Genomic DNA, 25006 nt, shown 5'->3' on the forward strand with positions numbered 1-25006 from the left:
GCCCTTACATGGAGTAGGTTATGGAAAACAGTCAATTTTGGCGGCTAATGAAACTTGTTGATCGTGTTGCGCTGGAGGATGAAGACGAAGATCGCGCCCTGAGCTCTCTTACATCGGCCTTAGCTGCCATGGAAGTTACGAGCATCGAAGCTTTCCATGAGCATCTTTCGCAGCATCTTTTTGCGATCGACGGAGAGAAGTACGCAGAACATGCCGGCGACTCTGGGCAATCCGACGATGGCTTTCTTTATGCCAGATGCTATGTGGTCGCTTGTGGCGAGGAGTACTATTCCCGCGTAAAAAGAACTCCAACCGAAATGCAGCGCTCGGCTGACCAATGGTGCGAGTCATTGCTTTACGTCGCCCCAAATGCCTGGGCAGCAAGTAGCGGTTGCGATCCATCAGACTGGGCATTCGAGGCAACTGTTCGCTATGAGTCGGGCAGCAACCCCGATCTTTGGGCCAAGGCCGGTGCATGACACGCTACCGAAGCCGACACGCCTCACGTGTCGGTTTACTTCGGGCGTCGAACCGTCGCGGACGCTCCGGCGGGCACGTGTTTAACGCGCAAGGCCACGCGCGCAGCGATATCACTGCTGGGCCTGGATTCAAGAACTACGCCGAAACGATCGAAACGCTGTGCCAGGACGAGAAGCAGTACGACGCTTGCAACTACTTTGGCGTGGCACGCAACGTCACCGCACCCACCCCGCAATCACCAGCAACGCCAGCACCACCATCCACAGCAGCAGCACGCGCCAGACCAGGCTCATCGCATCGCGGACTTCCGGCAGGCGGCGCCACACCGGCACCAGGCCCGAATCGGTGTAGTCGTGCGCTTCCTCGCGCAGGTCGGCACTGACGCTGGCGCGCGCCACCGCGCCCAGGAAATGCGGCTCCAGCGTCCAGCGGTTGCCGTGCGCTTCGCGCCAGGCCCGGAACACCGTGTCGAAATTGCCCACCAGCGCCATCGACACCGTGATCAGCTGCGCCACCGGCCATTCCAGCGCGGCCAGCAGCCAGCGCGCGCCCGCCAGGTTGCGTGGCGGCAGCAGCACCGCCAGCGGGCTTTCCACCGCCAGCGCGGTCAGGCGGTACAACACCGCGCCGAACGGCCCCAGCAGCAGGAACCACCACAGCACCGCGAACCAGCGGCGCAGGCCATTGACCACCACCGCCTCCACCAGCGACGGCGCGTCCTCGTGCACGCTGCCGCCGGCCGCCTGCAGGTGCGAAATCGCCTCGCGTCGCGCACCGGGCTCGTCGGCGTCGATCACCGCTTCGACATCGCGATCCAGATCGCGCGGGCCCCAGGTCCAGGCCAGCACCGCCACGCCGAACAGCAGCGACAGGAAGCCGTGCCACACATCGTCCAGCGCCCATTGCAGCAGCGCGACCACGACCAGCACCGGCACTAGCGCCAGCAGCACGCCATAGCGGCCTTGCCACGCACCGCGCCCGGCGGCGTAGCTGTCCAGCCGGCGCAGCCAGTGGCCGAACCATTCGAAACGCCGCAGCCTGGCCACCTGCGCCGGCACCAGATGGCCCAGCGTAAGTGCGACGACGACGGCAACCAGGGTAGTGAACATGGGTGTCCCTCCTCAGCCGAGTCTAGCCGAGCAGGCGCAACCGGGCCGCAACGACGGCTGCGCACCGTTCGCGGGCCCGACAGCACGCTGCGCAGCGACCGCTCCAGCGAGCGGGCCGCAGGATGCGAGGCCTGGGCGCTCAGCCATGGGTGCGGTACCAGTGCTCGATCAGCGCACGCGCGATCGAGATGGCCGGCGGCAGGCCGATGCCGTCGTCTCCCCCCTGCCCGGCCAGCGCCGCACCCACCTCGGCATGGCTGACCCAGCGCGCGTCTTCCAGCTCGCCGGTGACCTGCGGCACCTCGCTGGCGGCCGCATGCGCACTGAAGCCCAGCATCAACGCGCCGGGAAACGGCCACGGCTGCGCGCCCAGATAGCGGCAGTGCTGGACCCGCACGCGGGTTTCCTCGTGCACTTCGCGCGCCACGGTCTGCTCCAGCGATTCGCCCGGCTCGACGAAGCCGGCAATCACCGAATAACGCCGCGGCGCCCAGCTGGCCTGGCGGCCCAGCAGCAGCCGCTGCCCGTCGCTGACCGCGACGATGATGGCCGGATCCACACGCGGGTAATGCTCGGTCTGGCACTGCGTGCAATGGGCGATGAAGCCGGCACGGCGGAACACGATCGCCCCGCCGCAGACGCCGCAAAACCGCGTGCGCGACTGCCAGTGCAACATCGCCCGCGCATACGACACCGCAGTGGCAATGTCTGCCGGCCATTCGGCCGCCGCCTGACGCAGGTCCACCCGTTGCGGCGCCTTCAGGTCCAGCGGATCGGCCGACAGGCAGAACCAGCCCTGGCCATCGCGCACCCCCAGGAAGATCGCCGCCTCCGGCCCGTCGGCAAGCGCGGCGCCCTGCAGCAACAGCGGCTGTCCCTGCGCATCGGCCAGAGCGGTGCCCTTGGCATCGATCAACAGCACATGGCCCTGCGCCCACAGCTGCGCCAGGGCAGCCGGATCGTCACGCAGCGCATCGCCGCGATCCAGGGGCGCGTGGGCGAAGGCGAAACCGGACAACGGAAGAGTGGATTCTGACATCGGCGCAAGCCTGCCGATAATCGGCGACACCCGCAACCATGCGGCGCACGGTTGTCGAACGATCCAAGGCTGCAGATTCAAATGCCCGACGCGGAGGCTGCCGGCCATCGATGCATCGCAAGCGTCGTTGGCCTCGCGCCCCTACCGCGAGCCGATGCACAGACCAGCTGATGCACGGATACCCACTCAGATGCCGCAGGCCCGCATCGACCAGCGGGTTCGTAGAGTGAACCCAGCCACCGGATCACCGCGGTGGACACTTGCCGCCTGCGTCCACGCCGGCCCGCCTGCCTTACACGCTGAAGCTGCTCCCGCAGCCGCAGGTGGTCTTGGCATTGGGGTTGCGGATCACGAACTGCGCACCGGTCAGGCTTTCGGTGTAGTCCACCTCGGCACCCATCAGGTATTGCAGGCTCAGCGGGTCTACCAGCAACGTCACCCCGTCGGTGGCCACGGCCAGATCGTCCTCGGCGCGGTTCTCGTCGAACTCGAAGCCGTACTGGAAGCCGGAACACCCGCCGCCCTGGATGTACACGCGCAACGCCAGATCGGCGTTGCCTTCCTCCTGGATCAGCTCGCGCACCTTGGCGGCGGCAGCGCCGGAGAAGTTCAATGGCCGGTCGATGGACTGGTAGTCCGGCGCCGGGGCGGCAGTGGGAAGCGAAACGAGCGTGCTCATGCCGTCAGCATGGGGGCCGGGCGGCTCCACTTCAAGCCGCAGGTGCCGACCACAGCGTTGCGCTCCAGCCGCGTCGCGGCTCAGGCGTCGGCGGTTTCGGCGTGCGCAGCCTTGGCCGGCTCGGCGCGCTGGCCTTCCGGGGCCGGCAGCGCCGCGGTGGCGCCTGCGGCGGCGGCGTGGATCAGGCGCCCGGTGAGCTGCGCGCCAGCGCTCATCTCCACCACCTGGTAGTGCACGTTGCCCTGCACGCGCGCATTGGCGGCCAGCTCGACCCGCTCGGCGGCATGCACATCGCCGGTCAGCTGGCCGTTGATGATCACCACCGGTGCGCGCACTTCGCCCTCGATGCTGCCCTGCTCGGCCACCGTCAAGGTGGCGCTGGCACCGTCTTCGGCGATCACCTTGCCCAGGATGCGGCCTTCCACGTACAGGCCGCCGCTGAAGGTCAGGTCGCCGCGGATGACCACCTGCGGCCCGATCAAGGTATCGACCACGGTCTGCGCACCACGGTTGGACTTGTTTCCGAACATGAGCTACTCCCCCGCGCCATTGCCGGCGACTTTCCAATCGAATGTCTGATTGACCGGCGCCCCATCGCCGCTCAGGGAGATTTTGACACGTTGCGGGGTGAAATCCTTCGGCAGGATCACGCTGCCGTCCAGCTGCTGGAAATAGCGGAACGAATACGGCTGGCCGGCGGCATCGGGCTTCTGATGCAGCTCGTTCCAGCTCACCGTCACCAGCTTGCCGGCGCGCACGCCTTCCACCGCAAAGCGCAGCTGGCCCTGGCTGATCGCGCCACGGTTGAGGTTCTGGGTCAGCACCACGCTGTAATTCCAGGTGCCGCCGGCCTCGGCGGTGAACTGCACCGAGTGCGCATTGAGCCCCTTGCGCTGGGCGGTGGAGCCCACCAGGCGTTCGTAGAAGGCCACGTCGGCGCGCAACGCGGCGATCTGCTCGTCGCGTTCGGCCAGCGAGGCCTGCACCTCCGTGTTGGCGGCGCGGCTGATCTTGTCGGACATCGCCAGGTTGACCTGGCGCTGCTGCAACTGCTCGATCTGCCGCCGCTGCTGGGCCTGGCTGCGCTGGGCCTGCTGCAGTGCCGCCTCGGCCTGGACCAGGCGCGGTGCGGCCGTCCGCGTGGCCATCCACCACACCCCGCCCAGCGATGCCAGCCACAGCAGGGCGATCGCGCCCCATAGCCAGCGGCCGCCGGAACGGCCGCCGCCCGACTCCCGTTGGACGATCTGAACGCGTGCGGCTGGTCTCATGGGCATCGGGTCCGGACGGGCCGGCGCTGGTCGGCGGCGTAGTGTGCCAGAGCTTGGTCGGCCGTCGTGCTGGCGTTGGACCGGCGGTTATCCGATAGTTCCGCATTGTTCGCAGGAAGCAGCGCCATGAGCGAGGCCCATCTGTTCGTGATCGGCATCCTGCTGGCCTGGCTGGCCGGCATGCGCGTCTACCTCACCGTGTTCGGGGTCGGCCTGGCCGGCCTGCTCGGCTGGATCGAGCTGCCGCCTGCCCTGCATCCGGCGCAGTCGTGGTGGGTGCTGGGCACCTCCGGCGCGCTGGCGGTGGCCGAATTCTTCGCCGACAAGATCCCCGGCGTGGATTCGGGCTGGGATCTGTTGCACACCCTGGCGCGGGTGCCGGCTGGCGCATTCCTGGCCGCGGCCACGCTGTCGCCGGACGGCGACCTGAGTGGCGGCGCGCTGGCGGCCGGTGCCGGAGTGGCGCTGACCAGCCACGCGCTCAAGGCTGGCAGCCGCGCCTTGCTCAACACCTCGCCCGAGCCGGCCAGCAACTGGATCGCCTCGCTGGCCGAGGACACCATCGCCACCACTGCACTGGCCTTGGCGCTGGCGCACCCATGGCTGGCGTTGAGCCTGGCGGTGGGTTCCAGCGTGCTGGCCGCGCTGCTGGTGTGGTGGGTGTGGCGATTGTTGTGGCGGGGCATGCGCCGGTTGGTGGCGCCGATGCGCGCGGCAAGCACGCCGGCTGCACGCCGCTCCCCGCTATCGTGAAGTTCATCGCATAATCATCGCGACTGCTGGGAGTATCGATGGCCGCCCGAGATCCGGTTCCTTTCACCACCCGTGACGACACCGCCACGCGTAATCGCCCGTTGCGCGCCGAGACGCCGCCGGCCGACTACTGGCGGCGCTGGGCCGACGAGGCCGCCAGCGCTGCAGAGCGCGCCGCGCCGGTGAGCGCAGCGATCATTCCCGCGCCTGCCGCGGCCGCAGCGCCCAGCCTGGCGACACCGGTTGCGCCGGCGCAGTCAGCGGCCGCGGTGGTCACACCGCGCGGCCCCGCTGCAGCACCGACGCGCGCAGCGGCGCCTGCCAATACACCCGACGGTGGCGACACCATCGCGGCCGATGCGCCGTATCGCGTGTTGATCGTCGAAGACGATCGCTCGCAGGCCTTGTTCGCGCAGAGCGTGCTGCATGGCGCCGGCATGCATGCGCAAGTGGAAATGACCGCCGCCAGCGTGCCGCAGGCGATCCAGGACTATCGCCCGGACCTGATCCTGATGGATCTGCACATGCCCGAGCTGGATGGGATTCGCCTGACCACCCTGATTCGCCAGCAACCCGGCCAGCACCTGCTGCCGATCGTGTTCCTGACCGGCGACCCGGACCCGGAGCGCCAGTTCGAAGTCCTCGACAGCGGCGCCGACGACTTCCTGACCAAGCCGATCCGCCCGCGCCATCTCATCGCGGCGGTGTCCAACCGCATCCGCCGTGCGCGCCAGCAAGCACTGCAGCAGGCCGGTGAGCAGATCAGCGCGCGCAGCAATCCGGAAACCGGCCTGCCCACGCGCGGCCACGTGATGGACCTGCTCGGCGAGGCGCTGCAGCGCAAGCAGGCCGGCGGCCTGTTCTTCATCGAGATCGCCAGCGCGCTCGGCCTGCGCGAGCGTTACGGCTACGCCGCCTACGAGCGGCTGATGACCCAGGCCGGGCATCGCCTTGCCACCGCCGCTCAGCCCTACCCACTGGCCCGCCTGAACGACAACAGCTTCCTGCTGCTGGCCGTGGAGATGGACGAAGCCAGCCTGGAGCAGCGCGCGCTGGACATCCGCGAGCGGCTCTCCGCCAATGCCTTTGCGGTACGCGAAGAAGAATCAGTGCACGTGCGCTGCGCCATTGGTGCCGCACCGTTGAGCCTGGGCTTCGACGATACCGGCAGCGCGCTGGAGGCGGTCGAACGCACGGCGCTGCAGGCGCGCCTGCGCAGCGACGGCGTGCAGACCTATCTGGCGCCCAGCCAGGCCGAGCAGCAGGAGCAACTGCGTCTGGTCGAAGGCCAGCTGGAACTGGCCTACCAGCCCATCGTGGCGGTGGCCGGCGGCGACACCGCGCAGTACCAGGTGCTGCTGCGGCTGCGCCAGGCCGATGGCACGCTGCTGTCGGCCGGCCAGGTCATTCCCGCCGCCGAAGCGGCCGGGCGCATCGCCGACCTCGACCAGCAGGTCATGGACCATGCGCTGGGGCTGCTGCACCTGTACCAGCACACCAGCCCGCCGCTGCGGCTGTTCGTCTCGCAGTCCCCGCGCACCCTGGCGCGCGACGCGTTTGCCGACTGGCTGCTCAAGGCGCTGGCCGAACGCGGCGTGGCCGGGCAATCGTTGATCGTGGACCTGCGCCTGGACGATGCCCTGATCCACGCGGTCACCGTGCAGCAGTTCTGCGCCAGGCTGATGCCGGCCGGTGTGCAGTTCTGCCTGAGCCAGTTCGAGCCCGGCGACGAAGCCAATGCGCTGCTCAGCCAGTTGCCGCTGAGTTTCGTGCGCATGGCCAACCGCTTTGCCGATGCGCATGGCAATGCCGCAGTGCGCGACGAGCTGCGCGGCGTGATCGACATCGCCCACCAGCGCGGCCTGTTGATCATCGGCCAACGCATCGAAGATCCGCAGGCCGCCGCAGCCATGTGGATGAGCGGCGTGGATTTCATCCAGGGCAACCTGGTGCAGACCGTCGGCAAGGAACTGGACTTCGACTTCACGAACGCGGTGCTCTAAGTGACGGCGCAGGCGGGAGGCCTTCGCGCCTGGAGCAGTCTGGCCATCGTGGCGGCCATCGCCACCGCCACCGGTGCAGCCCTGCAGTGGAGCGCCGTGCAGGGGCCCTGGCGCAGCGTCATCGCCGCTGCCGCCACAGTGACCGTTGTGCTGGCAGTGTGCGCCGCCGTTGCCGCGCATCGCAGCCTCCGCGCCCAGCGGCAGCTGTCGCAGCGCCTGGACGAGACCGAGCTGGCCCGCGAGCGCCTGCAACAGGAACTGCAACGCCACGGCGAGCTCGAACAGGAACTGTTGCGCGCCAAGCAGGCCGCCGAAGCCGCCGCGCTGGCCAAGGGCGAGTTCCTGGCCACCATGAGCCACGAGATCCGCACCCCGCTCAACGGCATCATTCCGATGCTCGAGCTGATCTCGCGCGGCCAGCTCAGCCTGGACCAGCGCGACATGCTGCAGACCGCAACCGGCAGCTCGCTGCAGCTGCTGCGCATCGTCGACGACATCCTCGACTACTCCAAGCTCGAGGCCAACAAGCTCGAACTGGAAATCACCACCTTCAACCTGCGCGAATTGCTCGACGGCGTGGTGCAACTGCTGCAACGCACCGCCGATGGCAAGCAGTTGCGCCTGGGCCTGGACATCGAGCCCTCGGTGCGGCTGCTGGTGCGCGGCGACCCGATCCGTCTGCGCCAGGTGCTGGGCAACCTGATCGGCAATGCGATCAAGTTCACCGAGCGCGGCAGCATCGATATCCAGCTGCGCCGCCTGGGCGAGACGCGCGCCCAGCACCTGCTGCGCTTCCAGGTGCGCGACACCGGCATCGGCATCGCGCCCGACCAGCAGGCCCGCCTGTTCCGTTCCTTCGCCCAGGCCGATGCCTCCACCACCCGCCTGTACGGCGGCACCGGGCTGGGGCTGGCCATCTGCAAGCGCATCATCGACCTGATGGGCGGGCGCATCGGCGTGGAGTCCGAACCTGGGCGCGGTGCCACGTTCTGGTTCGAGATCCCGCTGCTCAAGGTCATCGGCGACCTGCAGCAGGCCACCGGCGCCGACGCCGCGCGGGTGATGGTCATCAGCTCCGATGCGCGCCTGCAGCAGCGCCTCAAGCGCCTGCTCGACGGCTGGGGCGTGGCGCATGTGCTGATGGAGACCACCCAGGAAGCGCTGGAGCGCGTGCGCCGCCACAGCGAGACCGAGGGCTTCCGCTGCGTCATCGCCGACCACGACACGCTGCGCTACAGCGCGCGCGCGGTGCATCGTGCACTGGCCCGTCCCGAGGACATGGGCGGTTCCCGGCTGGTCTGGCTCTACGGCGACGAACCGGTGCCCGGCGAGCTGCAGGAACACGCCACCCTGGTGCCGCGCCAGAGCCCGGACGAGGTCTTGCGCACGCTGGTGCTGCCGCCGGAAACCCGGCCCGTGCATGCGCCGGCACCTGCGTCGGCGATGATTCCCGAGCCGCTGCCGCCGCCGATGGCCAACGCACGCGACGTGCGCATCCTGTTGGTCGAGGACAACCCGGTCAACCTGCTGGTCGCGCAGAAGCTGCTGGCGGTGCTGGGCTTCGAAGCCGACACCGCCACCGACGGCGAAGCGGCGCTGAGCCGGATGGAATCCACCCGCTACGACATGGTCTTCATGGATTGCCAGATGCCGGTGCTGGACGGCTACGCGGCCACCCGGCGCTGGCGCGCGATGGAAACCGAAAGCGGCGGCCGCCCGATCCCGATCGTGGCGATGACCGCCAACGCCATGGCCGGCGACCGCGAGCGCTGTCTGGCTGCCGGCATGGACGACTATCTCTCCAAGCCGGTCGCCCGCGAACAACTCGATGCCTGCCTGCAACGCTGGCTACCGCGCCAGCCGTTGCTGCCCGGCTCCACCAGCGGCGCCACCCCGGCCGACCCCGAGAGCGCCAGCGCCGGCGCCCAGGCCCGCGCGCTGCCGATCCTGGACAGCAGCGTCATCGACGAGCTGTACGAAGTCGCCGGCGCGGACACCATCACCATCCTGCAGCTGTTCCTGGACGATGCACCCGGCATCATCGAGCAACTGGAAGCGGCAGCGGCCAACCGCGACAGCATGCAGCTGCGCGACCTGGCCCATACCCTCAAATCCTCCAGCGCCAACGTTGGCGCCCAGGCCGTCTCCAACGCCGCGCGCCGGATCGAACTGGCCGCCCGCACCGGCACCATCGAGCGCCCCTCGGTGATGGTGGCGCTGGTGATCGCCGAGTATGCCCGCGCCCGCCTGGCCCTGCTGGGCCAGGTCGCCCGCCTGCAGGCTGCCACCCGCGCAGCCGGTTGAGCGATCGCCGACAGGACAGCCCTCAGCCTGCGTAGCACTCCGATCAGAACGACCTTCAATCCAGGATGCTGTTGAAGTCAGATGACGGAGAGCCGGCATCCCTCTGGCCCGACACAAACAGCAGCCCAAGCTCGGGTTTTCGAACTGGATATTCCGGAAGCAATCCCCAGATCGCATCGAACCGGATCGCAGCTCGGATCCAGGATCCAGGATCCAGGAGCGGAAGCGGAAGCGGAAGCGGAGCATATAAGCCCCTCCCCCGCCGGGAGAGGGGTTGGGGTGAGGGTAAGGAGTGAAGCGATAGACAGCGTGTCCCGCCTCGCGGTGGCGCTATCCACGCAACGCCATCCGCATCCAGCACGCACCGTCAAACTGTAGGTCTGGAAGCGCGTCAGGTCGCAGACACCTCATCGCCGCACTTGCGTTTGTCCCGCGCGAGCATCCACATCCAACGCGCCGGGGCTTGGAGCAGCGCCAAGGCGCCAGACAGCAGCCGAAGCATCAAAGCCCTGTTCCCAAGGGAATCGAGATTGGAACGACGCTACCGGCAACCGCACCTGCACGTCGCACGTCCCGCCGGACAGCCACGGCCACACCAAGCACGCGCAGCTGATCGTCCGTCCCCGCCCCAACCTGCCATCACCAACCTGGCCCACTGCACCGACAGCAGCACAGCGCCTACCGCGCTCAGTCGTCCAGCTTGGTCAGCAGGTAATTCGGCTCGCCGATGCGCGCGACCAGATCCAGCTGGGTTTCCAGCCAGTCGATGTGCTCTTCTTCCGACTCCAGGATGTCCACCAGCAACTGGCGGCTGACGTAGTCGTTGACGGTCTCCGCATAGGCCACCGCCTCGCGCAGCACCGCCACCGCCTCGCGCTCCAGCGCCAGATCGCAGCGGAACATCTCGGTGGGGTTCTCGCCGATGCGCAGCTTGCCCAGTGCCTGGAAGTTCGGCAGCCCTTCGAGAAACAGGATGCGGTCGGACAACTTGTCCGCATGCTTCATTTCGTCGATGGATTCCTTGTACTCATGCTCGGCCAGTTCCTTCAGGCCCCAGTTCTTCAGCATCTTGGCGTGCAGGAAGTACTGGTTGATCGCAGTGAGTTCGTTGTAGAGCACCTTGTTGAGGTACTCGATGACCTTGGTATCGCCCTTCATGCGATGTCTCCGAGACAGTGAGCCGGACGCACTCTAACGCGTTGGCGCGGCACATGAAGGAACGCGAATCGTGATCAGTTGCGTGATGCTGGAGAGACCACCCTGGCCGCAGTGATCAGACCGGAACCGTTTCGCAATCTACCGCAGCGCAGCCATCACCGGGCAGGCAGGGCGTGCCGACCCAAGCGCCGGCCGAGGAAGATGACAGGTAGGGCATAACCATGGCGCCAGCGTCGGCATAGCAGTTCGACGGAGACGCCGGGTGGCACAAGTCTTGGATCGTCGTCGCGGGCAACGCCACACCGCAACGAACGCGCCTCGCGCTGTGCGAGGCGGCGCCTCAGGCAGCGGCCAGCCTGAGCAACGGCAGCGGCACTGCGCGCGTGGCGTGTGCCTGGCTCAGCAGGTCGGCCGCCATGTCCAGGCAGGAACCGCAGTTGGATCCGCAGCCGGTCCGCATGGTCAGCTCGGCCAGGCTGGCGCAGCCGTTTTCGGCCGCTTCGCGGATCTGGTGGTCGGTGACCCCATTACAGATGCAGACGTACACGATATTGGTCGGTGCTGGCGATCCGGAGAGGACCGGTGCTGATTGCACCGCAAACGAGAATAGGTGTCAATTCCAAACGTTAATCATTATTAATCCGCACCTGCCGAGGGCCGCCCCGCTTGCGTGGACGCTTGCGCGGGCTGTCGTGACCGGCTGCGCTGCTGCCCGGCAGCCAGGCTTCCAGCGCACGCTGCGGCATCACTCCCACCGCTGCCGGCCCTGCCAGATTCTGCGCCAGCGGCGCCAGATGACGCAGCGCACGCGCGTAGACGCCGCGCTTGAACATCACCACATGCTCGACCGGGTACCAAAAATCCACCCAGCGCCAGTGATCGAACTCGGGCGTATCGGTATGGTCGAGCCTGAGATGGGAGTCGTCGCCGGTGAACTGCAACAGGAACCACACCTGCTTCTGCCCGATGCACACCTGCCGCTCGTTGCGACGCACCGCACGGCTTGGCAGGCGATAGCGTAGCCATCCGGGGGTGGCACCGAGCAATCGCACATGCTCGGGCAACAACCCGGTTTCTTCGCGCAACTCGCGGTACATGGCTTCCACGGGGGTCTCGTCGGTGTTCATGCCACCTTGCGGGAACTGCCAGCCGTCCCTGCGCACACGACGTGCCCAGAACACCTGACCGTCCTTGCGCATCAGCACGATGCCGACGTTTGGCCGGAAACCGTCCGGATCGATCACGATGCGGACTCCTGAAAATCTACTGTCACCGACTCTGCCACGGCGACGCCCGGCTCACAAGCTGAAAACGAAATGCTTGACAACACACGCATGCATCGTGAGAATTGCCGGCTCCCTAGGCTATGTAGCTCAGCCGGTTAGAGCACAGCACTCATAATGCTGGGGTCGGTGGTTCGAGTCCACCCATAGCCACCACGGTATCCAGGCCTGCACAGGCATGCGATACTTCGGGACAGCGCAGTTTTTATTGCCCCGTCGCCAAGCGGTAAGGCACCTGACTCTGACTCAGGCATTCGGTGGTTCGAATCCATCCGGGGCAGCCAGACACCAAAGGCCCGATCGAAAGATCGGGCCTTTTTGTTGCAAGCGGGTCCGCCCCGGTGGACCGGATCACGGCGCTACGGGCGCCCACTGCATCCACCATCGTTCAGGCCCTGCCCGGACAGGCATTGCGCGACCGTGCGAGCGGATAGTCCTCGCATCGAACCAACGCCACGCACCGAAGGTCCGCCATTGGCGAAACTGCGCCCCGGACAGCAGCACCTACCACGCCGTGAGGCGCATCCGGCGCCAGCTGCTCAACGGCACCCCGGCACCCGCGAGCGATGCAGCCCTCAATTCCCGATCCATCCCGCCCGCGACGTCACTGCCGCCCACACGCCATCGGCATGACGCAACCTGGCTGCCCTGCCGGTGGCGACCCGAGCGCAGGATGCACCGCAAGCCCCAAAACGACAAAAGCCCGGCATGGCCGGGCTTTTGAAGCAGGCATCCCGGCGAACCGGGACGCACCAAACGCGATGGATCAGCGCTTGGAGAACTGGGTCGCGCGACGGGCCTTGTGCAGACCGACCTTCTTACGCTCGACTTCACGGGCGTCGCGGGTCATGAAGCCGGCCTTGCGCAGCTCGGACTTCAGGGTTTCGTCGTACTCGACCAGCGCACGGGCGATGCCCAGACGGATCGCACCGGCCTGGCCGGTGGTGCCGCCGCCGGAGGCGGTGACCAGGATGTCGAAGCTTTCGGTGTTCTTGGTGAGCTCCAGCGGCTGACGCACGATCATGCGCGCAGTCTCACGGCCGAAGAACTCGTCCAGCGGACGGTCGTTGACAGTGATCTTGCCAGTACCCTTGCGCAGGAACACGCGAGCGGTGGAGGACTTGCGGCGGCCAGTGCCGTAGTTTTGCGTGATAGCCATGATTAGATATCCAGAACTTGCGGCTGCTGGGCGGCGTGCGGATGCTCGGCACCCGAATAGACCTTGAGCTTGCGGTACATGGTGCGGCCCAGGGGGCCCTTTGGCAGCATGCCCTTGACGGCGATTTCGATCACGCGCTCCGGGTGGCGCTCCAGCGCCTGCTCCAGGCTCTCGGTCTTGAGGTTACCGATGTAGCCGGTGAAGCGGTGATACTTCTTGTCTTTCAGCTTGTTGCCCGTGACGACGATCTTCTCGGCGTTGATCACCACCAGGTAATCGCCGGTATCGACGTGAGGGGTATAGACCGGCTTGTGCTTGCCGCGCAGGCGGCGGGCCAGTTCGGTGGACAGACGGCCGAGCGTCTTGCCGGCGGCGTCGACGAGATACCAGTCGCGCTGGACGGTCTCGGACTTGGCGGTGAACGTAGTCATGAGAAAACTCTTGAGTGGTCGGGCGGATTGCAGCGGCAATGACCGCTGGAACTTTGCCACGCGTTGTGAAGGCGAAACAGAAGAGGCGGGATTGTACGGGACGGCCCGGGGCGGCGCAAGTTGCCCAACCAGGCAGTGGCTGGCGGTTGGCAGCGGCGCGGTCGAAGGCCAGAATCCGGACATGACCCAGACCTCCCCTATCCGACTGCAGAACCCGCTCGACCGGCTGCTGATCGAAGCCCAGCGCGCGCTGGAGACGGTGTTCGGCAACCCGCCGGCGCAGCGCCCCAACCCCGCTGCCGACACCCCTGACGCCGACTTGACAGCCCCGCAGCGTGCGCACGCCGCCGGGCTGATGCGCATCAATCACGTCGGCGAGGTCTGCGCGCAGGGCCTGTACTTCGGCCAGGCCGCGGTCGCCCGCGACGCGCATACCCAACAGCACCTGCTCGAAGCGGCGCAGGAAGAGACCGACCACCTGGCCTGGTGCGCCGACCGCCTGCACGAGCTGGACAGCCGCCCCAGCCTGTTCAACCCACTCTGGTACGCCGGCAGCTACGCGCTCGGCGCCCTGGCCGGGCTGCGCGGCGACGACTGGAGCCTGGGCTTCGTGGTGGAAACCGAGCGCCAAGTGGAAGCCCACCTGGACGAGCACCTGGAAACCCTGCCGGAGATCGACCAGCGCAGCCGCGCCATCCTGCGCGTGATGAAGATCGACGAAGCCCGCCACGCCGACCACGCAGAACAGGCCGGCGCCCGCATCCTGCCACCCCCGATCCCCAGCGCCATGGCCCTGGCCTCCAAGCTGATGAAGACGGTGGCCTACCGGCTGTAGCCGGGAATCGGGAATCGGGAGTGGGAATCGGCTGCGGGCTGCAAGCGCTCAAGCCCGGCAACCAACCTGCGCACGCACCAGGGCGAAAGCCGGTAAGGCGCAGGCTGAAAGTGACTGCACGCCTGCTGACGATATCCAGGCAGACAGCCAGAAACACAGCTCTATCCGGCACGGCACCAAAGGCGTCCAGGCTGCAGCGCAGGACAGCGGCGGGCCACATTCGGCCTGGGAGCCAGTGAAGCCGAGGAACACACTCGCCTCAACCGCATGTCGCCCCGCCCCCCCGCCTATCACCCCCTGGGGTAGAGCCCCCTTGTAAGCGGGCGTGTCGATTGGGGGATTAGGGGTGCCACGGAGTCGGGCCCCACGGCTTGCAACGCAACCGCCTGGCGGGCGCGGCCACGGCCGAAGGCGGGGCTCAGGGTGCCGCGCAGCCGGTGCCGCAGGTTTGCGCAGCAAACTTGGGGGGAGGGCCGCACAGCGGGACCGACTAACCGACCAGCTTCAAGCCGATCACACCCGCCACGATCAGCCCGATGCAGGCCAGCCGCGACCACGAGGCGCTATCGCCGAACAGGGCGATGCCGGCGATGGTCACGCCCAATGCGCCAATGCCGGTCCAGATCGCATAGCCAGTGCCCACCGGGATGGTTTTCAGCGCCTGGGTCAGCAGCCACAGGCTGATACCGGCCAGGCCAACCGTGAGCACGGTGGGCCACAGCCGCGTAAAGCCGTCGCTGTATTTCAGGCCCATGGCGAAGCCGATTTCGAACAGGCCGGCCAATAGCAGATAGATCCAGGGCATTGCGGTACTCCTCGACAGAAAAAACGGACAAAAAAAAAGCGACCCAGTGTCTGCACACTGGGCCGCCGTCGGCTGTGGAACGCGAGGTCATCGCGTGGCGGGCCGTCCCGCCTTGCATGTTGGGCACGCCTGCGAGCAGGCGGGCCAGAACGTCAGCTGCGCTTATTCGCTCAGGTTGCGTCCGTGGAACAGCTCTTCGATTTCGCGCTTGAGCAGCGTCTCGATCTTCATGCGCTCCTTGAACGAGAGGTTCTTGGCGCGCTCCTCGAACAGATATTGGTCCAGATCGAAGTCCTTCAAGTGCATCTTGGTATGGAAGATGTTTTCCTGGTAGACGTTCACATCGAACATCTCGTAACGCGACTTGACGTTCTTGGCCAGGAACTGCTGGATCGAGTTGATCTTGTGATCGATGTAGTGCTTCTTGCCCTTCACATCACGCGTGAAGCCACGGACGCGGTAGTCCATGATCACGATGTCCGACTCCAGGCTTTCGATCAGGTAGTTGAGCGCCTTCAGCGGCGAGATCACGCCACAGGTGGCAACGTCGATGTCGGCACGGAAGGTGGCGATACCTTCCTGCGGATGCGTCTCCGGGTATGTATGGACAGTGATATGACTCTTATCCATATGGGCAACCACGGCATCGGAGATCAGCTCCTTGCCGGCCTGCTTCTTGTCGATCACCGGCTCTTCGGAGATCAGGATCGTCACCGACGCACCCTGTGGATCGTAGTCCTGGCGTGCGATATTGAGGATGTTGGCGCCGATGATCTCAGCCACATCGGTCAGGATCTGCGTCAGCCGGTCGGCGTCGTACTGCTCGTCGATGTACTCGATGTAGCGCTGACGCTCCTCTTCGGTACGCGCGTAACAGACGTCGTAGATGTTGAAGCTCAACGCCTTGGTGAGGTTGTTGAACCCCTGTAGCCTCAGGCGAGGCAACGGCTTGACCACGTCGGTCTGTCCTTTTGGAAGGCGGGAAAGGAGTCAATTATGAGCCAAAGATCCCAGCAACGAAATGCCGTCATTGAGAATGGTTTACCTTGCATGACTCATGCCGTTAAGCTTCAGGAATTACACGCGGAACTACCATGAGCCCAGGAAACACGACGGTTGTGACTACGACGGTACGTAACGCTACCCCCTCGCTGGCGCTGGACGCAGGCACGATCGAGCGTTTTCTGGCCCACAGCCACCGCAGGCGCTATCCGACCCGGACCGATGTGTTCCGGCCCGGAGACCCGGCCGGCACCCTCTACTACGTGATCAGCGGCTCAGTGAGCATCATTGCCGAGGAAGATGACGATCGTGAGTTGGTGCTGGGCTACTTCGGCAGCGGCGAGTTCGTCGGCGAGATGGGGTTGTTCATCGAATCCGATACCCGCGAAGTGATCCTGCGCACCCGCACCCAGTGCGAGCTGGCAGAGATCAGCTACGAGCGCCTGCAGCAGTTGTTTCAGACCAGCCTGTCGCCGGACGCCCCGCGGATTCTCTACGCGCTCGGCGTTCAGCTTTCAAAACGACTGCTCGACACCACCAGGAAAGCCAGCCGCCTGGCCTTCCTGGACGTGACCGACCGCATCGTGCGCACCCTGCACGATCTGTCCAAGGAGCCCGAGGCGATGAGCCACCCGCAGGGCACCCAGCTGCGCGTGTCGCGGCAGGAGCTGGCACGCCTGGTCGGTTGCTCGCGCGAAATGGCCGGCCGCGTGCTCAAGAAGCTGCAGGCCGACGGCCTGCTGCACGCACGCGGCAAGACCGTCGTGCTGTACGGCACGCGCTGACGGCTGAAGACCAACGGTCGATGCGGCTGCCGTATCGACCGTTTGCTTGATCGCAGCCGCGCCTGGAAGGTGCCACCCAGGCGCACGCGTGGCCGTGGCCCGCCGACACGTCCAAGCCCAGCTACCTCCCGTGGGCGGACAGATACGCGGCGGGCGAACGAGTTCTGCGGGACGTGCCATTCCTGCCCTCTGACCGGGGCCACCACGCGTGGTGGCCGGCCAGTGGGCAGGCACACGCCGACCGTCGTGCAGCGGCCATGTCGCCGCTTGCGCCGGCTTACCGATGGCGGCACTTGCGCCCGCTGCGACACCCGAGCGTATCGCGGCGCTGCCTTCGCTTACGCTCGCTCGAGGCGTCCGGGCGGACTAGAGCGCCTTGCCACCACGGTCGCGGCAACCCCAATTGAGGATCGGCGTGCCGGCCGGCAGCACCTCGCGGAACAGGTCTTCGCGATTGGCCTTGGGATTGACCACCACCGGTGCGCGCGCCGCCTTCAGCAGCGGCAGGTCTGCGGTGCTGTCCGAATAGGCGATGGCGATATCGGCATAGCCGCGCTCGCGCAGCATGCGCATCTTTTCCTCGTTGTGGCAGTGGCGCCGCGCGGTGACCGCGCCCAGGCGCGGGCCGACCAGGCTGCCGATCACCGGCACGTCCTGATGGGCCACGAAGCCGAGGATGGCGCGCGCCAGCTCGGGCGGTGCGCCGGTGGCGACCACCACGCGGTCGCCCGCGGCACGATGTTCGGTGAACACCTTCAGCGCATGCGGCAGCAGGCGCTGACGAATCTGCGCCTCATGCTTGAGCACGTAGGCATCGATGAAACGATTGAATTCGCGCGCGCGGTGCAGGCCGAAGGTGGCAATCCAGACATAGCCGGACACGCCGCGACGGCGGGTGGGCAGCATGGCCACCATCGGGCCCAGGACCGGGGAGGCCAGCAGCGCCACCAGCAGGCGCAACGGGTTGCGCTTGATCAACCAGGCAAACAGGTGGCTGCCGGAGTCGCCGTCGTACAGGGTGTGATCGAAGTCGAAGACCACCAGCGGTGCGTCTTCGCGCGGGGCGGGAAACGAGTCAGTCATGCGCAAAGAATAGCTGACGCAAGGACTCGCCCGGCTCGGCTGCGCGCATGAAGGTCTCGCCGACCAGAAACGCGTTCACACCGTTGCGGCGCATCAATTGCACGTCGTCGGGGGTGACGATGCCACTTTCGGTGACCAGGATGCGGTCGCGCGGCACCGCCGCGCGCATGTCCAGCGTGGTCTGCAGCGAGACCTCGAAGGTGCGCAGGTTGCGGTTGTTGATGCCGATCAGCGGCACCGGGACCTGTACCGCGCGCTCGAGCTCGTCGATATCGTGCACTTCCACCAGCACGTCCAGTTCCAGTTGCATGGCCAGGCCGGACAGTTCGGCCAGCTGCGCATCTTCCAGTGCCGAGACGATCAGCAGGATGCAGTCGGCCCCGAGCGCACGCGCTTCGTAGACCTGGTAAGGGTCCACGGTGAAATCCTTGCGCAGCACCGGCAGCGTGCAGGCATCGCGTGCCTGCCGCAGATAGGCATCGGCGCCCTGGAAGAAGTCCACGTCGGTCAGCACCGACAGGCAGCTGGCGCCGCCGAATTCGTAGCTGACCGCGATATCGGCGGGGTGGAAATCGGGCCGGATCACGCCCTTGGACGGGCTGGCCTTCTTCACTTCGGCGATCACCGCCGCATCGCCGGCCGCGATGCTGGCCTGCATGGCCGCGGCAAAGCCGCGGGTAGGCGGCAGATCCGCGCAGCGCGCGACCAGCTCGGCCAGCGGCACACGCGCGCTGCGCTCGGCGACTTCTTCGGCCTTGCGGGCAAGGATGGTGTTGAGGATGTCGCTCATCGTATCGGGTCCTGGCGGGCCGGCATTATCGGTCAAGAAGGCCACGGCGCGCTGCGCTGGTACGCCGGCGCATGCGGCGTACCCGGTGGATGGCAAGGATGTGGCCGTAGACCTGACCTTTGCGGTAGCGCGCGATCACGGCTGCACGGCGATCTGGCGGGTGAAGGCCACATAGGCCTCCAGCCTGGCGCGCGCCGAGCCATCGGCCAGCACGGCGCGCGCGCGCGCGACACCGTCGGCGATGCTGTCGGCCACACCGGCCACATACAGCGCGGCGCCGGCGTTGAGCACGACGATATCCAGCGCCGGGCCGGGGATGTTGTCCAGCACCTGCAGCAGCATCGTGCGCGATTCGGCCGCATCGGCCACCTTGAGGTTGCGGCTGGCCGACATCGCAATGCCGAAGTCTTCCGGGTGTACCTCGTACTCGCGCACCTGGCCATCGCGCAGTTCGCCGACCAGGGTGCCGGCGCCGAGCGATAGCTCGTCCATGCCATCGCGCCCCCACACCACCAATGCGCGCTCGGCGCCCAGCTCCTGCAGCACGCGCGCCTGGATGCCGACCAGGTCCGGATGGAACACGCCCATCAGGATGTTGGGCGAGCCGGCCGGGTTGGTCAGCGGGCCGAGGATGTTGAAGATGGTGCGCACGCCCATTTCGCGCCGCACCGGCGCCACCACCTTCATGGCCGGGTGATGCACCGGCGCATACATGAAGCCGATGCCGGTCTGCGCCAGCGATGCGGCCACCTGCTCGGGTTGCAACTCGATCACCGCGCCCAGCGCCTCCAGCGCATCGGCGCTGCCGGACTTGGACGAGACGCTGCGATTGCCGTGCTTGGCTACTTTGGCGCCGGCAGCGGCGGCCACGAACATCGCGCAGGTGGAGATGTTGAAGGTGTGCGAGCCATCGCCGCCGGTGCCGACGATATCCACCATGTGCTGGCGATCGTTCACCTCCACGCGGCGCGAGAACTCGCGCATCACCGTGGCGGCGCCGGCGATCTCGCCGATGGTCTCCTTCTTGACCCGCAGCCCGGTGAGGATGGCCGCGACCATCATGTCCGAGACCTCGCCACGCATGATCTGCCGCATCAGCTCGACCATTTCGTCATGGAAGATTTCGCGGTGTTCGATGGTGCGCTGCAGGGCTTCTTGCGGGGTGATGGGCATGAGGCGACCGTGGAGAACGTGAAGGAGGAAAGCTGCGTGCGGCAGTGGATCAGATCGCGCCGGTGACCCGCGCGCGCCGTGCGCTGCAGGCATGGACAAATGCGAACCCTGCCAACCGATTCATTGGCCCGGGCGCCGCATCCGGAAGCGCGCCTGCGGCAGCACTTCGAAATAATCGGCCGGACCACCGGCCCGCAGGATGGTCTGCACGGCGGCCGGATCGTAGACCCCGTCCTGCAGCGCAGCGCGCGCCAGATGCACGCCGATCACCTCGCCCAGCACCAGCCAGGTCTGGATCGATTCGCCGGCTGCGGTCTGCAGCGGCACCAGCTGGCTCAGCCGGCATTCGAAACTGACCGGGCTCGCCGCGACGCGCGGCACATCGATCAACCGCGACGGTGCGGCCTGCAGGCCCGCCAGCACGAATTCGTCGACCTCCGCCGGCACCATCGCTGCGCTGGCATTCATCGCCTCGGCCAATGGGCGCGTGGCCAGGTTCCAGGTGAACTCGCCGGTGGCCTCGATGTTGCGCAGGCTGTCCTTGCGGCCGATGCTGGCGAACCCAACGATCGGCGGGGTGTAGTTGAACGCGTTGAAGAAGCTGTAGGGCGCCAGGTTGACCACGCCGTCGGCGCTGCGCGAACCGATCCAGCCGATCGGACGCGGGCCGACGATGGCATTGAAGGGGTCGTGCGGCAGCCCGTGGCCCCGGGCCGGCTCATAGAAATGGATGCTGTCGTCGAACGTGCTCATGGGGATGCGGATCCCGGCAACAACGTCCGAGACGGTAGCGACATGGTCACTCGCTGCCGGCGCAGCATTCGACGCGGCGATGTGCCGACAGCACGGTCGCCGGTCTCCATTGCATCGACACGACCGGACGCTGCATCGCCGTGGCTGGCAGCTGCATACACCATCGCGATCAGCGCTCCAGGAAGTTTTTCAGCAGGGCGTGGCCGTGCTGGGTGAGGATGGACTCGGGATGGAACTGCACGCCTTCGACCGGGAACTGGCGATGGCGCAGGCCCATGATCTCTTCGATGGAGCCATCCGGATTCTCGGTCCAGGCGGTGACTTCCAATGCCTCCGGCAGCGTGGTCTTGTCCACCACCAGCGAGTGGTACCGCGTGGCCTCATAGCTGTCCGGCAGGCCGGCGAACACGCCTTTTCCCTCATGGCGGATCGGCGAGGTCTTGCCATGCATGATGTTGCCGGCACGGATCACATCGCCGCCATACACCTGGCCGATGCTCTGATGCCCCAGGCACACGCCCAGGATGGGCGTGGTCTGGCCCAGCCGTTCGATCAGCTGCAACGAGATACCGGCCTCGTTGGGCGTGCAGGGGCCGGGCGAAATCACGATGCGCTCGGGCCTGAGCGCAGCGATCTGATCGACGCTCATCGCATCGTTGCGCACCACCGTGACCTCGGCGCCCAGCGCCTGCAGGTACTGCACGAGGTTGTAGGTGAAGCTGTCGTAGTTGTCGAGCATCAGCAGCATGGCAAGGGACTCATTGCGCGATCAGGAAGACCGCATAGATGTTTTCTGTGTAGGTGATGGTGCCGGTCAGCAGGCTTTCGCCAACGCCCTGCGCGCCAGCGGCTGGCGCGGGCGGCGACGGTGGGGCCGGCGGCGATGGCGGAGAGACCACCGAGCCTGGCCTTGGCGCGTTGGGGGCCGACCAGGTGCCTGCTTCGACACCGTAGGCAAAGCTGGGGGCCACATCGGAGATGCTGTAGATCCCGCCAAGCCGCACGCCGTAGGCGGCGGCGAGCCCCTGCGCAGATTCGCGCGACTGCGTGGCGGCTTCGCGCTTGAGTTCTGCACGCAAGGTGGCGGCATCGGCGTAGCCGGTCTGCATCGACAGCACCTGTACGTTTTCGTTGGCATCCAATCCGCCGAGGAAGGCGCGCACATCCTTCAAGGACGTAAAGGTGCCGCGGATCTTGCGCTCCACCTGGGTTCCCTGAAAGGTCAGCTTGCCGTTCTCGTAGCGAGATTGCGGAGAGATCGACAGTGCCGAGGCGTAGAGCGAATCCTTCATTACGTGATTGCGTTGCAGCCCCTGCAAGACCTGCTTGGCGCGCTCCTCGACGAACTGCCTTGCCAGATCTGGCTGCAGGTCGATCTTGCTGACCTTGAGGTCGACGATGAAACGATCCGGGTCAACGGTGCGGAACGCCTGCCCCTTCACCAGCAGATGCGGTTGCGATGGCAAGGTATTGATCTGCGCCGATGCCATCGTGGGCAACAGCAGGGCGCCAGCGAGCATCCAACCTGCGAGTCTTTTCATCGTCATCATCCTTGTGTCCTGGAAACGGCCGTGAGTGTGGGATCTCGCAAAAGCGCGGCAACATCCGCGCACAGGCGATCGACAGCATCGGCCGTGGTCGCCCACGAGGTCACGAAGCGAATGACCAGCCGGCCATCGCTGCGCGTTTCCCAGCGTTCGAAGTCGTAGCGGCGTGCGAGTTGCTCGGCGTGCTGGGCGGTGACGGCAATGAATTGCTGATTGGTCGGCGAGTCGCTGGCGAACTCCACGCCCGCGGCCAGCAGGCCGGCGCGCAGGCGCTGCGCCATGGCATTGGCGTGCGCGGCCAGTTCGAAGAACAAGCCGTCTTCGAACAGGGTGGCGAACTGCGCGCCGAGCACCATGCCCTTGGCCAGCAGCGCGCCGCGTTGCTTGATGAGGTAGCGCAGGTCGGCCTGCAGGTCAGGATGGATCACGACCAAGGCCTCGCCGAGCAGCGCACCGTTCTTGGTGCCGCCGATGTAAAACGCATCGGTGAGGGCGGCAATGGTCGGCAGATCCAGATCGTTGCCGTTGGCAGTCAGCGCCGCGCCCAGCCGCGCACCGTCCAGATACAGCAGCAGATCGTGTGCGCGACAGAAATGCGACAAGGCTTCGAGTTCGGCACGGGTGTAGATGGTGCCGCTCTCGGTGCTGCTGGAGAGATAGACCAGCCGCGGCTGCACCATGTGCTCGTTGCCGTGCACCGCAAGCACCGGCGCGATCAATGCCGGCGTCAGCTTGTCGTGCAGCGCCGGCACGGTGAGCACCTTGTGGCCGGTGGCTTCGATGGCGCCGGTTTCGTGCGTGGCGATGTGCCCGGCTTCGACCGCAATCACCGCCTGATGCGGGCGCAGGAATGCGCTGATCGCAATCAGATTGGTCTGCGTGCCGCCCACCAACAGATGCACGGCGGCCCGTGGTTGCGCGATGGCATCGCGGATCAGTGCGGCTGCACGTTCGCTATGCCGATCGGTGCCATAGCCGGCGTTCTGCTCGGCACTGGCCTGCACGATCGCCTGCAGCACACGCGGATGCGCGCCTTCGCTGTAGTCGTTGCGAAAACCGATGCGCGCAGCGCTGCCCTGCCCGTCCATCACAGCCCCTTGGCGGCCTGGGCGACGGCGCGAAACAGCGCGCGTCCCTTGTTCATGGTTTCCTGCCATTCCAGGTCGGGGTCGGAGTCGTAGACCACGCCGCCGCCGGCCTGCACGTACAGGTAACCGTCCTGGATCACCGCAGTGCGGATGGCGATGGCGGTATCGGCGTCGCCATGCCAGCCGATGTAGCCGACTGCGCCCGAATACACGTTGCGCTTGACCGGCTCCAGCTCGCGGATGATTTCCAGCGCGCGGATCTTGGGTGCGCCGCTGACGGTGCCGGCCGGGAAGGTGGCGCGCAACACGTCGCTGTAATTGAGCCCGGCCTTGAGCGTGCCGGTGACCTCGCTGACGATGTGCATGACGTGGCTATAGCGTTCGATCACGAACTGCTCGCCCACCTGGACCGTGCCCGGTTCGGCCACGCGACCGACGTCATTGCGGCCCAGGTCGATCAACATCACGTGCTCGGCGCGTTCTTTCGGATCGGCCAGCAATTCTTCTTCCAGCGCCTTGTCCAGCTCCGGCGTGGCGCCGCGCGGGCGGGTGCCAGCGATGGGACGCACGGTGACCAAGCCATCGCGCAGGCGTGCCAGGATTTCCGGCGACGAGCCGACGACTTGCGTGCCGCCGACATCCAGAAAATACATGTAAGGCGATGGATTCAACGCACGCAAGGCGCGATACACATCCACCGGGCGCGCACGGAACGGCACACGCAACCGTTGCGAGGGCACCACCTGGAAGATGTCGCCGGCGCGCACGTATTCCTGCGCCTTGCGCACCACCGCGTGATATTCCTCGCGGGTAAACGAGGAATGGAAATCGGCTTCGTCGATGGCATCGGAGATCTGTGCCTGCGGGTAGCCGGCGCCGCCCTGACGCAGGCGATGCGCCAGTTCGTCCAGACGCCGATTGGCGCGTACATAGGCCTGCGGCTGGCGCGGGTCGGCATGCACGATCAGGTACAGCCGCCCCTTGAGGTTGTCGAACACCGCCAGCTCTTCGGAGAGCATCAGCAGGATGTCGGGCGTGCCCAGTTCGTCGGGCTTGTCGCCGCTGCCCAGGCGCGGCTCGATGTACTGGATGCACTCGAAGCCGAACCAGCCGACCAGCCCGCCGGTGAAGCCGGGCAGGCCATCGAGTTGCGGCACCGAATGCTCGGCACGCAGCGCATCCACCTCGGCCAGGGGGTCGGCGACGTCGCGGGTTTCGATGACTTCGCCGTGTTCGCTGACCTCCAGCGTGTGGCCGCGGAAGCTGTACACGCGCCGCGCCGGCAGGCCGATGATGGAGTAGCGGCCGAAGCGCTCACCGCCCTCGACCGACTCGAACAGATAGGTGTAGGCGCCGTCGGCGAGCTTCAGATAGACCGACAGCGGCGTGTCCAGGTCGGACAGCACTTGCCGGACAACGGGGATACGGGTGTGACCTTCAGCGGCCTGGCGCTGGAACTGCTCTGCAGTGATCAAG

The 25006-nt window shown here is 66.5% G+C and carries 26 protein-coding genes and 2 tRNA genes; 8 read left to right on the top strand and 20 right to left on the bottom strand.

Annotation, left to right across the window (positions count from 1 at the left end; all coding sequences use genetic code 11):
• The first annotated feature begins 20 nt into the window (after positions 1 to 20).
• A complete protein-coding gene (locus tag XcodCFBP4690_RS13930; RefSeq protein WP_104541669.1) occupies positions 21 to 479 on the top strand; it encodes a DUF4240 domain-containing protein in 459 nt (152 codons plus the stop codon).
• 216 nt (positions 480 to 695) lie between these two features.
• Here XcodCFBP4690_RS13930 and XcodCFBP4690_RS13935 read toward each other — a convergent pair whose 3' ends face one another.
• The 5 genes from XcodCFBP4690_RS13935 to XcodCFBP4690_RS13955 form a co-directional block, all read right to left on the bottom strand.
• A complete protein-coding gene (locus XcodCFBP4690_RS13935; protein WP_104541671.1) occupies positions 696 to 1589 on the bottom strand; it encodes a cobalamin biosynthesis protein in 894 nt (297 codons plus the stop codon).
• A 139-nt stretch (positions 1590 to 1728) separates the two neighbouring features.
• On the bottom strand, positions 1729 to 2628 hold the full coding sequence (gene nudC, locus XcodCFBP4690_RS13940; RefSeq protein WP_104541673.1) for an NAD(+) diphosphatase: 900 nt from the start codon (positions 2626 to 2628) through the stop codon (positions 1729 to 1731).
• Positions 2629 to 2920: 292 nt separating this feature from the next.
• Positions 2921 to 3307, bottom strand: coding sequence for an iron-sulfur cluster insertion protein ErpA (gene erpA / locus XcodCFBP4690_RS13945; RefSeq protein ID WP_064507548.1), 387 nt, complete (start codon positions 3305 to 3307; stop codon positions 2921 to 2923).
• 80 nt (positions 3308 to 3387) lie between these two features.
• Complete coding sequence (locus tag XcodCFBP4690_RS13950; protein WP_104541675.1) at positions 3388 to 3837, bottom strand: bactofilin family protein; 450 nt, start codon at positions 3835 to 3837, stop codon at positions 3388 to 3390.
• A 3-nt stretch (positions 3838 to 3840) separates the two neighbouring features.
• Entirely contained in the window at positions 3841 to 4578 is a 738-nt protein-coding gene (locus XcodCFBP4690_RS13955) for a DUF6776 family protein (RefSeq protein WP_104541677.1), read from the bottom strand.
• 126 nt (positions 4579 to 4704) lie between these two features.
• Between XcodCFBP4690_RS13955 and XcodCFBP4690_RS13960 the strand changes: the two genes are divergently transcribed.
• From XcodCFBP4690_RS13960 to XcodCFBP4690_RS13970, 3 genes are read left to right on the top strand one after another with little or no spacing between them, the layout of a single operon-like run.
• Positions 4705 to 5331, top strand: coding sequence for a DUF4126 domain-containing protein (locus XcodCFBP4690_RS13960; RefSeq protein WP_104541679.1), 627 nt, complete (start codon positions 4705 to 4707; stop codon positions 5329 to 5331).
• Positions 5332 to 5369: 38 nt separating this feature from the next.
• Positions 5370 to 7334, top strand: coding sequence for an EAL domain-containing protein (locus XcodCFBP4690_RS13965; protein ID WP_167394623.1), 1965 nt, complete (start codon positions 5370 to 5372; stop codon positions 7332 to 7334).
• Between the two features lie 39 nt (positions 7335 to 7373).
• Positions 7374 to 9638: an ATP-binding protein gene (locus XcodCFBP4690_RS13970; protein ID WP_146091905.1), complete on the top strand. Its 2265-nt coding sequence runs from the start codon at positions 7374 to 7376 to the stop codon at positions 9636 to 9638.
• A gap of 687 nt (positions 9639 to 10325) precedes the next feature.
• On the opposite strand, the gene bfr is transcribed toward XcodCFBP4690_RS13970, so the two are convergent.
• From bfr to XcodCFBP4690_RS13985, 3 genes are all read right to left on the bottom strand, one after another.
• Positions 10326 to 10796, bottom strand: coding sequence for a bacterioferritin (gene bfr, locus XcodCFBP4690_RS13975; RefSeq protein WP_005990707.1), 471 nt, complete (start codon positions 10794 to 10796; stop codon positions 10326 to 10328).
• A gap of 340 nt (positions 10797 to 11136) precedes the next feature.
• On the bottom strand, positions 11137 to 11343 hold the full coding sequence (locus XcodCFBP4690_RS13980) for a (2Fe-2S)-binding protein (protein ID WP_104541683.1): 207 nt from the start codon (positions 11341 to 11343) through the stop codon (positions 11137 to 11139).
• A gap of 79 nt (positions 11344 to 11422) precedes the next feature.
• Positions 11423 to 12040, bottom strand: a complete 618-nt coding sequence (locus XcodCFBP4690_RS13985; protein WP_104541685.1) for an RNA pyrophosphohydrolase — start codon at positions 12038 to 12040, stop codon at positions 11423 to 11425.
• Between the two features lie 118 nt (positions 12041 to 12158).
• Between XcodCFBP4690_RS13985 and XcodCFBP4690_RS13990 the strand changes: the two genes are divergently transcribed.
• Both XcodCFBP4690_RS13990 and XcodCFBP4690_RS13995 read left to right on the top strand, forming a co-directional pair.
• Positions 12159 to 12235, top strand: a tRNA-Met gene (locus XcodCFBP4690_RS13990).
• 53 nt (positions 12236 to 12288) lie between these two features.
• A tRNA-Gln gene (locus XcodCFBP4690_RS13995) sits at positions 12289 to 12363 on the top strand.
• A 482-nt stretch (positions 12364 to 12845) separates the two neighbouring features.
• Here XcodCFBP4690_RS13995 and rpsI read toward each other — a convergent pair.
• Positions 12846 to 13238, bottom strand: a complete 393-nt coding sequence (gene rpsI, locus XcodCFBP4690_RS14000) for a 30S ribosomal protein S9 (protein WP_005990700.1) — start codon at positions 13236 to 13238, stop codon at positions 12846 to 12848.
• A 2-nt stretch (positions 13239 to 13240) separates the two neighbouring features.
• Complete coding sequence (rplM, locus tag XcodCFBP4690_RS14005) at positions 13241 to 13669, bottom strand: 50S ribosomal protein L13 (RefSeq protein ID WP_016902424.1); 429 nt, start codon at positions 13667 to 13669, stop codon at positions 13241 to 13243.
• A 181-nt stretch (positions 13670 to 13850) separates the two neighbouring features.
• On the opposite strand from rplM, the gene coq7 reads away from it, so the two are divergent.
• On the top strand, positions 13851 to 14504 hold the full coding sequence (coq7, locus tag XcodCFBP4690_RS14010) for a 2-polyprenyl-3-methyl-6-methoxy-1,4-benzoquinone monooxygenase (RefSeq protein ID WP_104541687.1): 654 nt from the start codon (positions 13851 to 13853) through the stop codon (positions 14502 to 14504).
• Between the two features lie 490 nt (positions 14505 to 14994).
• On the opposite strand, the gene XcodCFBP4690_RS14015 is transcribed toward coq7, so the two are convergent.
• A complete protein-coding gene (locus tag XcodCFBP4690_RS14015; RefSeq protein ID WP_104541689.1) occupies positions 14995 to 15309 on the bottom strand; it encodes a DMT family transporter in 315 nt (104 codons plus the stop codon).
• Between the two features lie 162 nt (positions 15310 to 15471).
• The gene (gene speD / locus XcodCFBP4690_RS14020) at positions 15472 to 16266 is read right to left on the bottom strand and encodes an adenosylmethionine decarboxylase (RefSeq protein WP_007967854.1); all 795 of its coding nucleotides are present in this window, start codon (positions 16264 to 16266) and stop codon (positions 15472 to 15474) included.
• 137 nt (positions 16267 to 16403) lie between these two features.
• Here speD and crp point away from each other — a divergent pair, with 137 nt between their 5' ends.
• Complete coding sequence (gene crp / locus XcodCFBP4690_RS14025) at positions 16404 to 17096, top strand: cAMP-activated global transcriptional regulator CRP (RefSeq protein ID WP_029218612.1); 693 nt, start codon at positions 16404 to 16406, stop codon at positions 17094 to 17096.
• Between the two features lie 366 nt (positions 17097 to 17462).
• Here crp and XcodCFBP4690_RS14030 read toward each other — a convergent pair whose 3' ends face one another.
• The 8 genes from XcodCFBP4690_RS14030 to trpE form a co-directional block, all read right to left on the bottom strand.
• The gene (locus XcodCFBP4690_RS14030) at positions 17463 to 18179 is read right to left on the bottom strand and encodes a haloacid dehalogenase-like hydrolase (protein ID WP_104541691.1); all 717 of its coding nucleotides are present in this window, start codon (positions 18177 to 18179) and stop codon (positions 17463 to 17465) included.
• Complete coding sequence (gene trpC / locus XcodCFBP4690_RS14035) at positions 18172 to 18969, bottom strand: indole-3-glycerol phosphate synthase TrpC (RefSeq protein ID WP_104541693.1); 798 nt, start codon at positions 18967 to 18969, stop codon at positions 18172 to 18174. Before trpC ends, XcodCFBP4690_RS14030 begins: the two co-directional genes overlap by 8 nt.
• A gap of 135 nt (positions 18970 to 19104) precedes the next feature.
• The gene (gene trpD / locus XcodCFBP4690_RS14040; protein WP_104541695.1) at positions 19105 to 20142 is read right to left on the bottom strand and encodes an anthranilate phosphoribosyltransferase; all 1038 of its coding nucleotides are present in this window, start codon (positions 20140 to 20142) and stop codon (positions 19105 to 19107) included.
• Between the two features lie 120 nt (positions 20143 to 20262).
• Complete coding sequence (locus tag XcodCFBP4690_RS14045) at positions 20263 to 20895, bottom strand: flavin reductase family protein (RefSeq protein WP_104541697.1); 633 nt, start codon at positions 20893 to 20895, stop codon at positions 20263 to 20265.
• Positions 20896 to 21064: 169 nt separating this feature from the next.
• Positions 21065 to 21643, bottom strand: a complete 579-nt coding sequence (locus XcodCFBP4690_RS14050; protein ID WP_104541699.1) for an anthranilate synthase component II — start codon at positions 21641 to 21643, stop codon at positions 21065 to 21067.
• Between the two features lie 10 nt (positions 21644 to 21653).
• Positions 21654 to 22436, bottom strand: a complete 783-nt coding sequence (locus tag XcodCFBP4690_RS14055; protein ID WP_104541778.1) for an SIMPL domain-containing protein — start codon at positions 22434 to 22436, stop codon at positions 21654 to 21656.
• A gap of 5 nt (positions 22437 to 22441) precedes the next feature.
• On the bottom strand, positions 22442 to 23530 hold the full coding sequence (locus XcodCFBP4690_RS14060; RefSeq protein WP_104541701.1) for a threonine aldolase family protein: 1089 nt from the start codon (positions 23528 to 23530) through the stop codon (positions 22442 to 22444).
• A complete protein-coding gene (gene trpE, locus XcodCFBP4690_RS14065) occupies positions 23530 to 25005 on the bottom strand; it encodes an anthranilate synthase component I (RefSeq protein ID WP_104541703.1) in 1476 nt (491 codons plus the stop codon). The genes XcodCFBP4690_RS14060 and trpE overlap by 1 nt, the downstream gene beginning before the upstream one ends.
• Position 25006: the final 1 nt, after the last annotated feature.

The sequence above is a fragment of the Xanthomonas codiaei genome (assembly GCF_002939785.1).
Classification (GTDB): domain Bacteria; phylum Pseudomonadota; class Gammaproteobacteria; order Xanthomonadales; family Xanthomonadaceae; genus Xanthomonas; species Xanthomonas codiaei.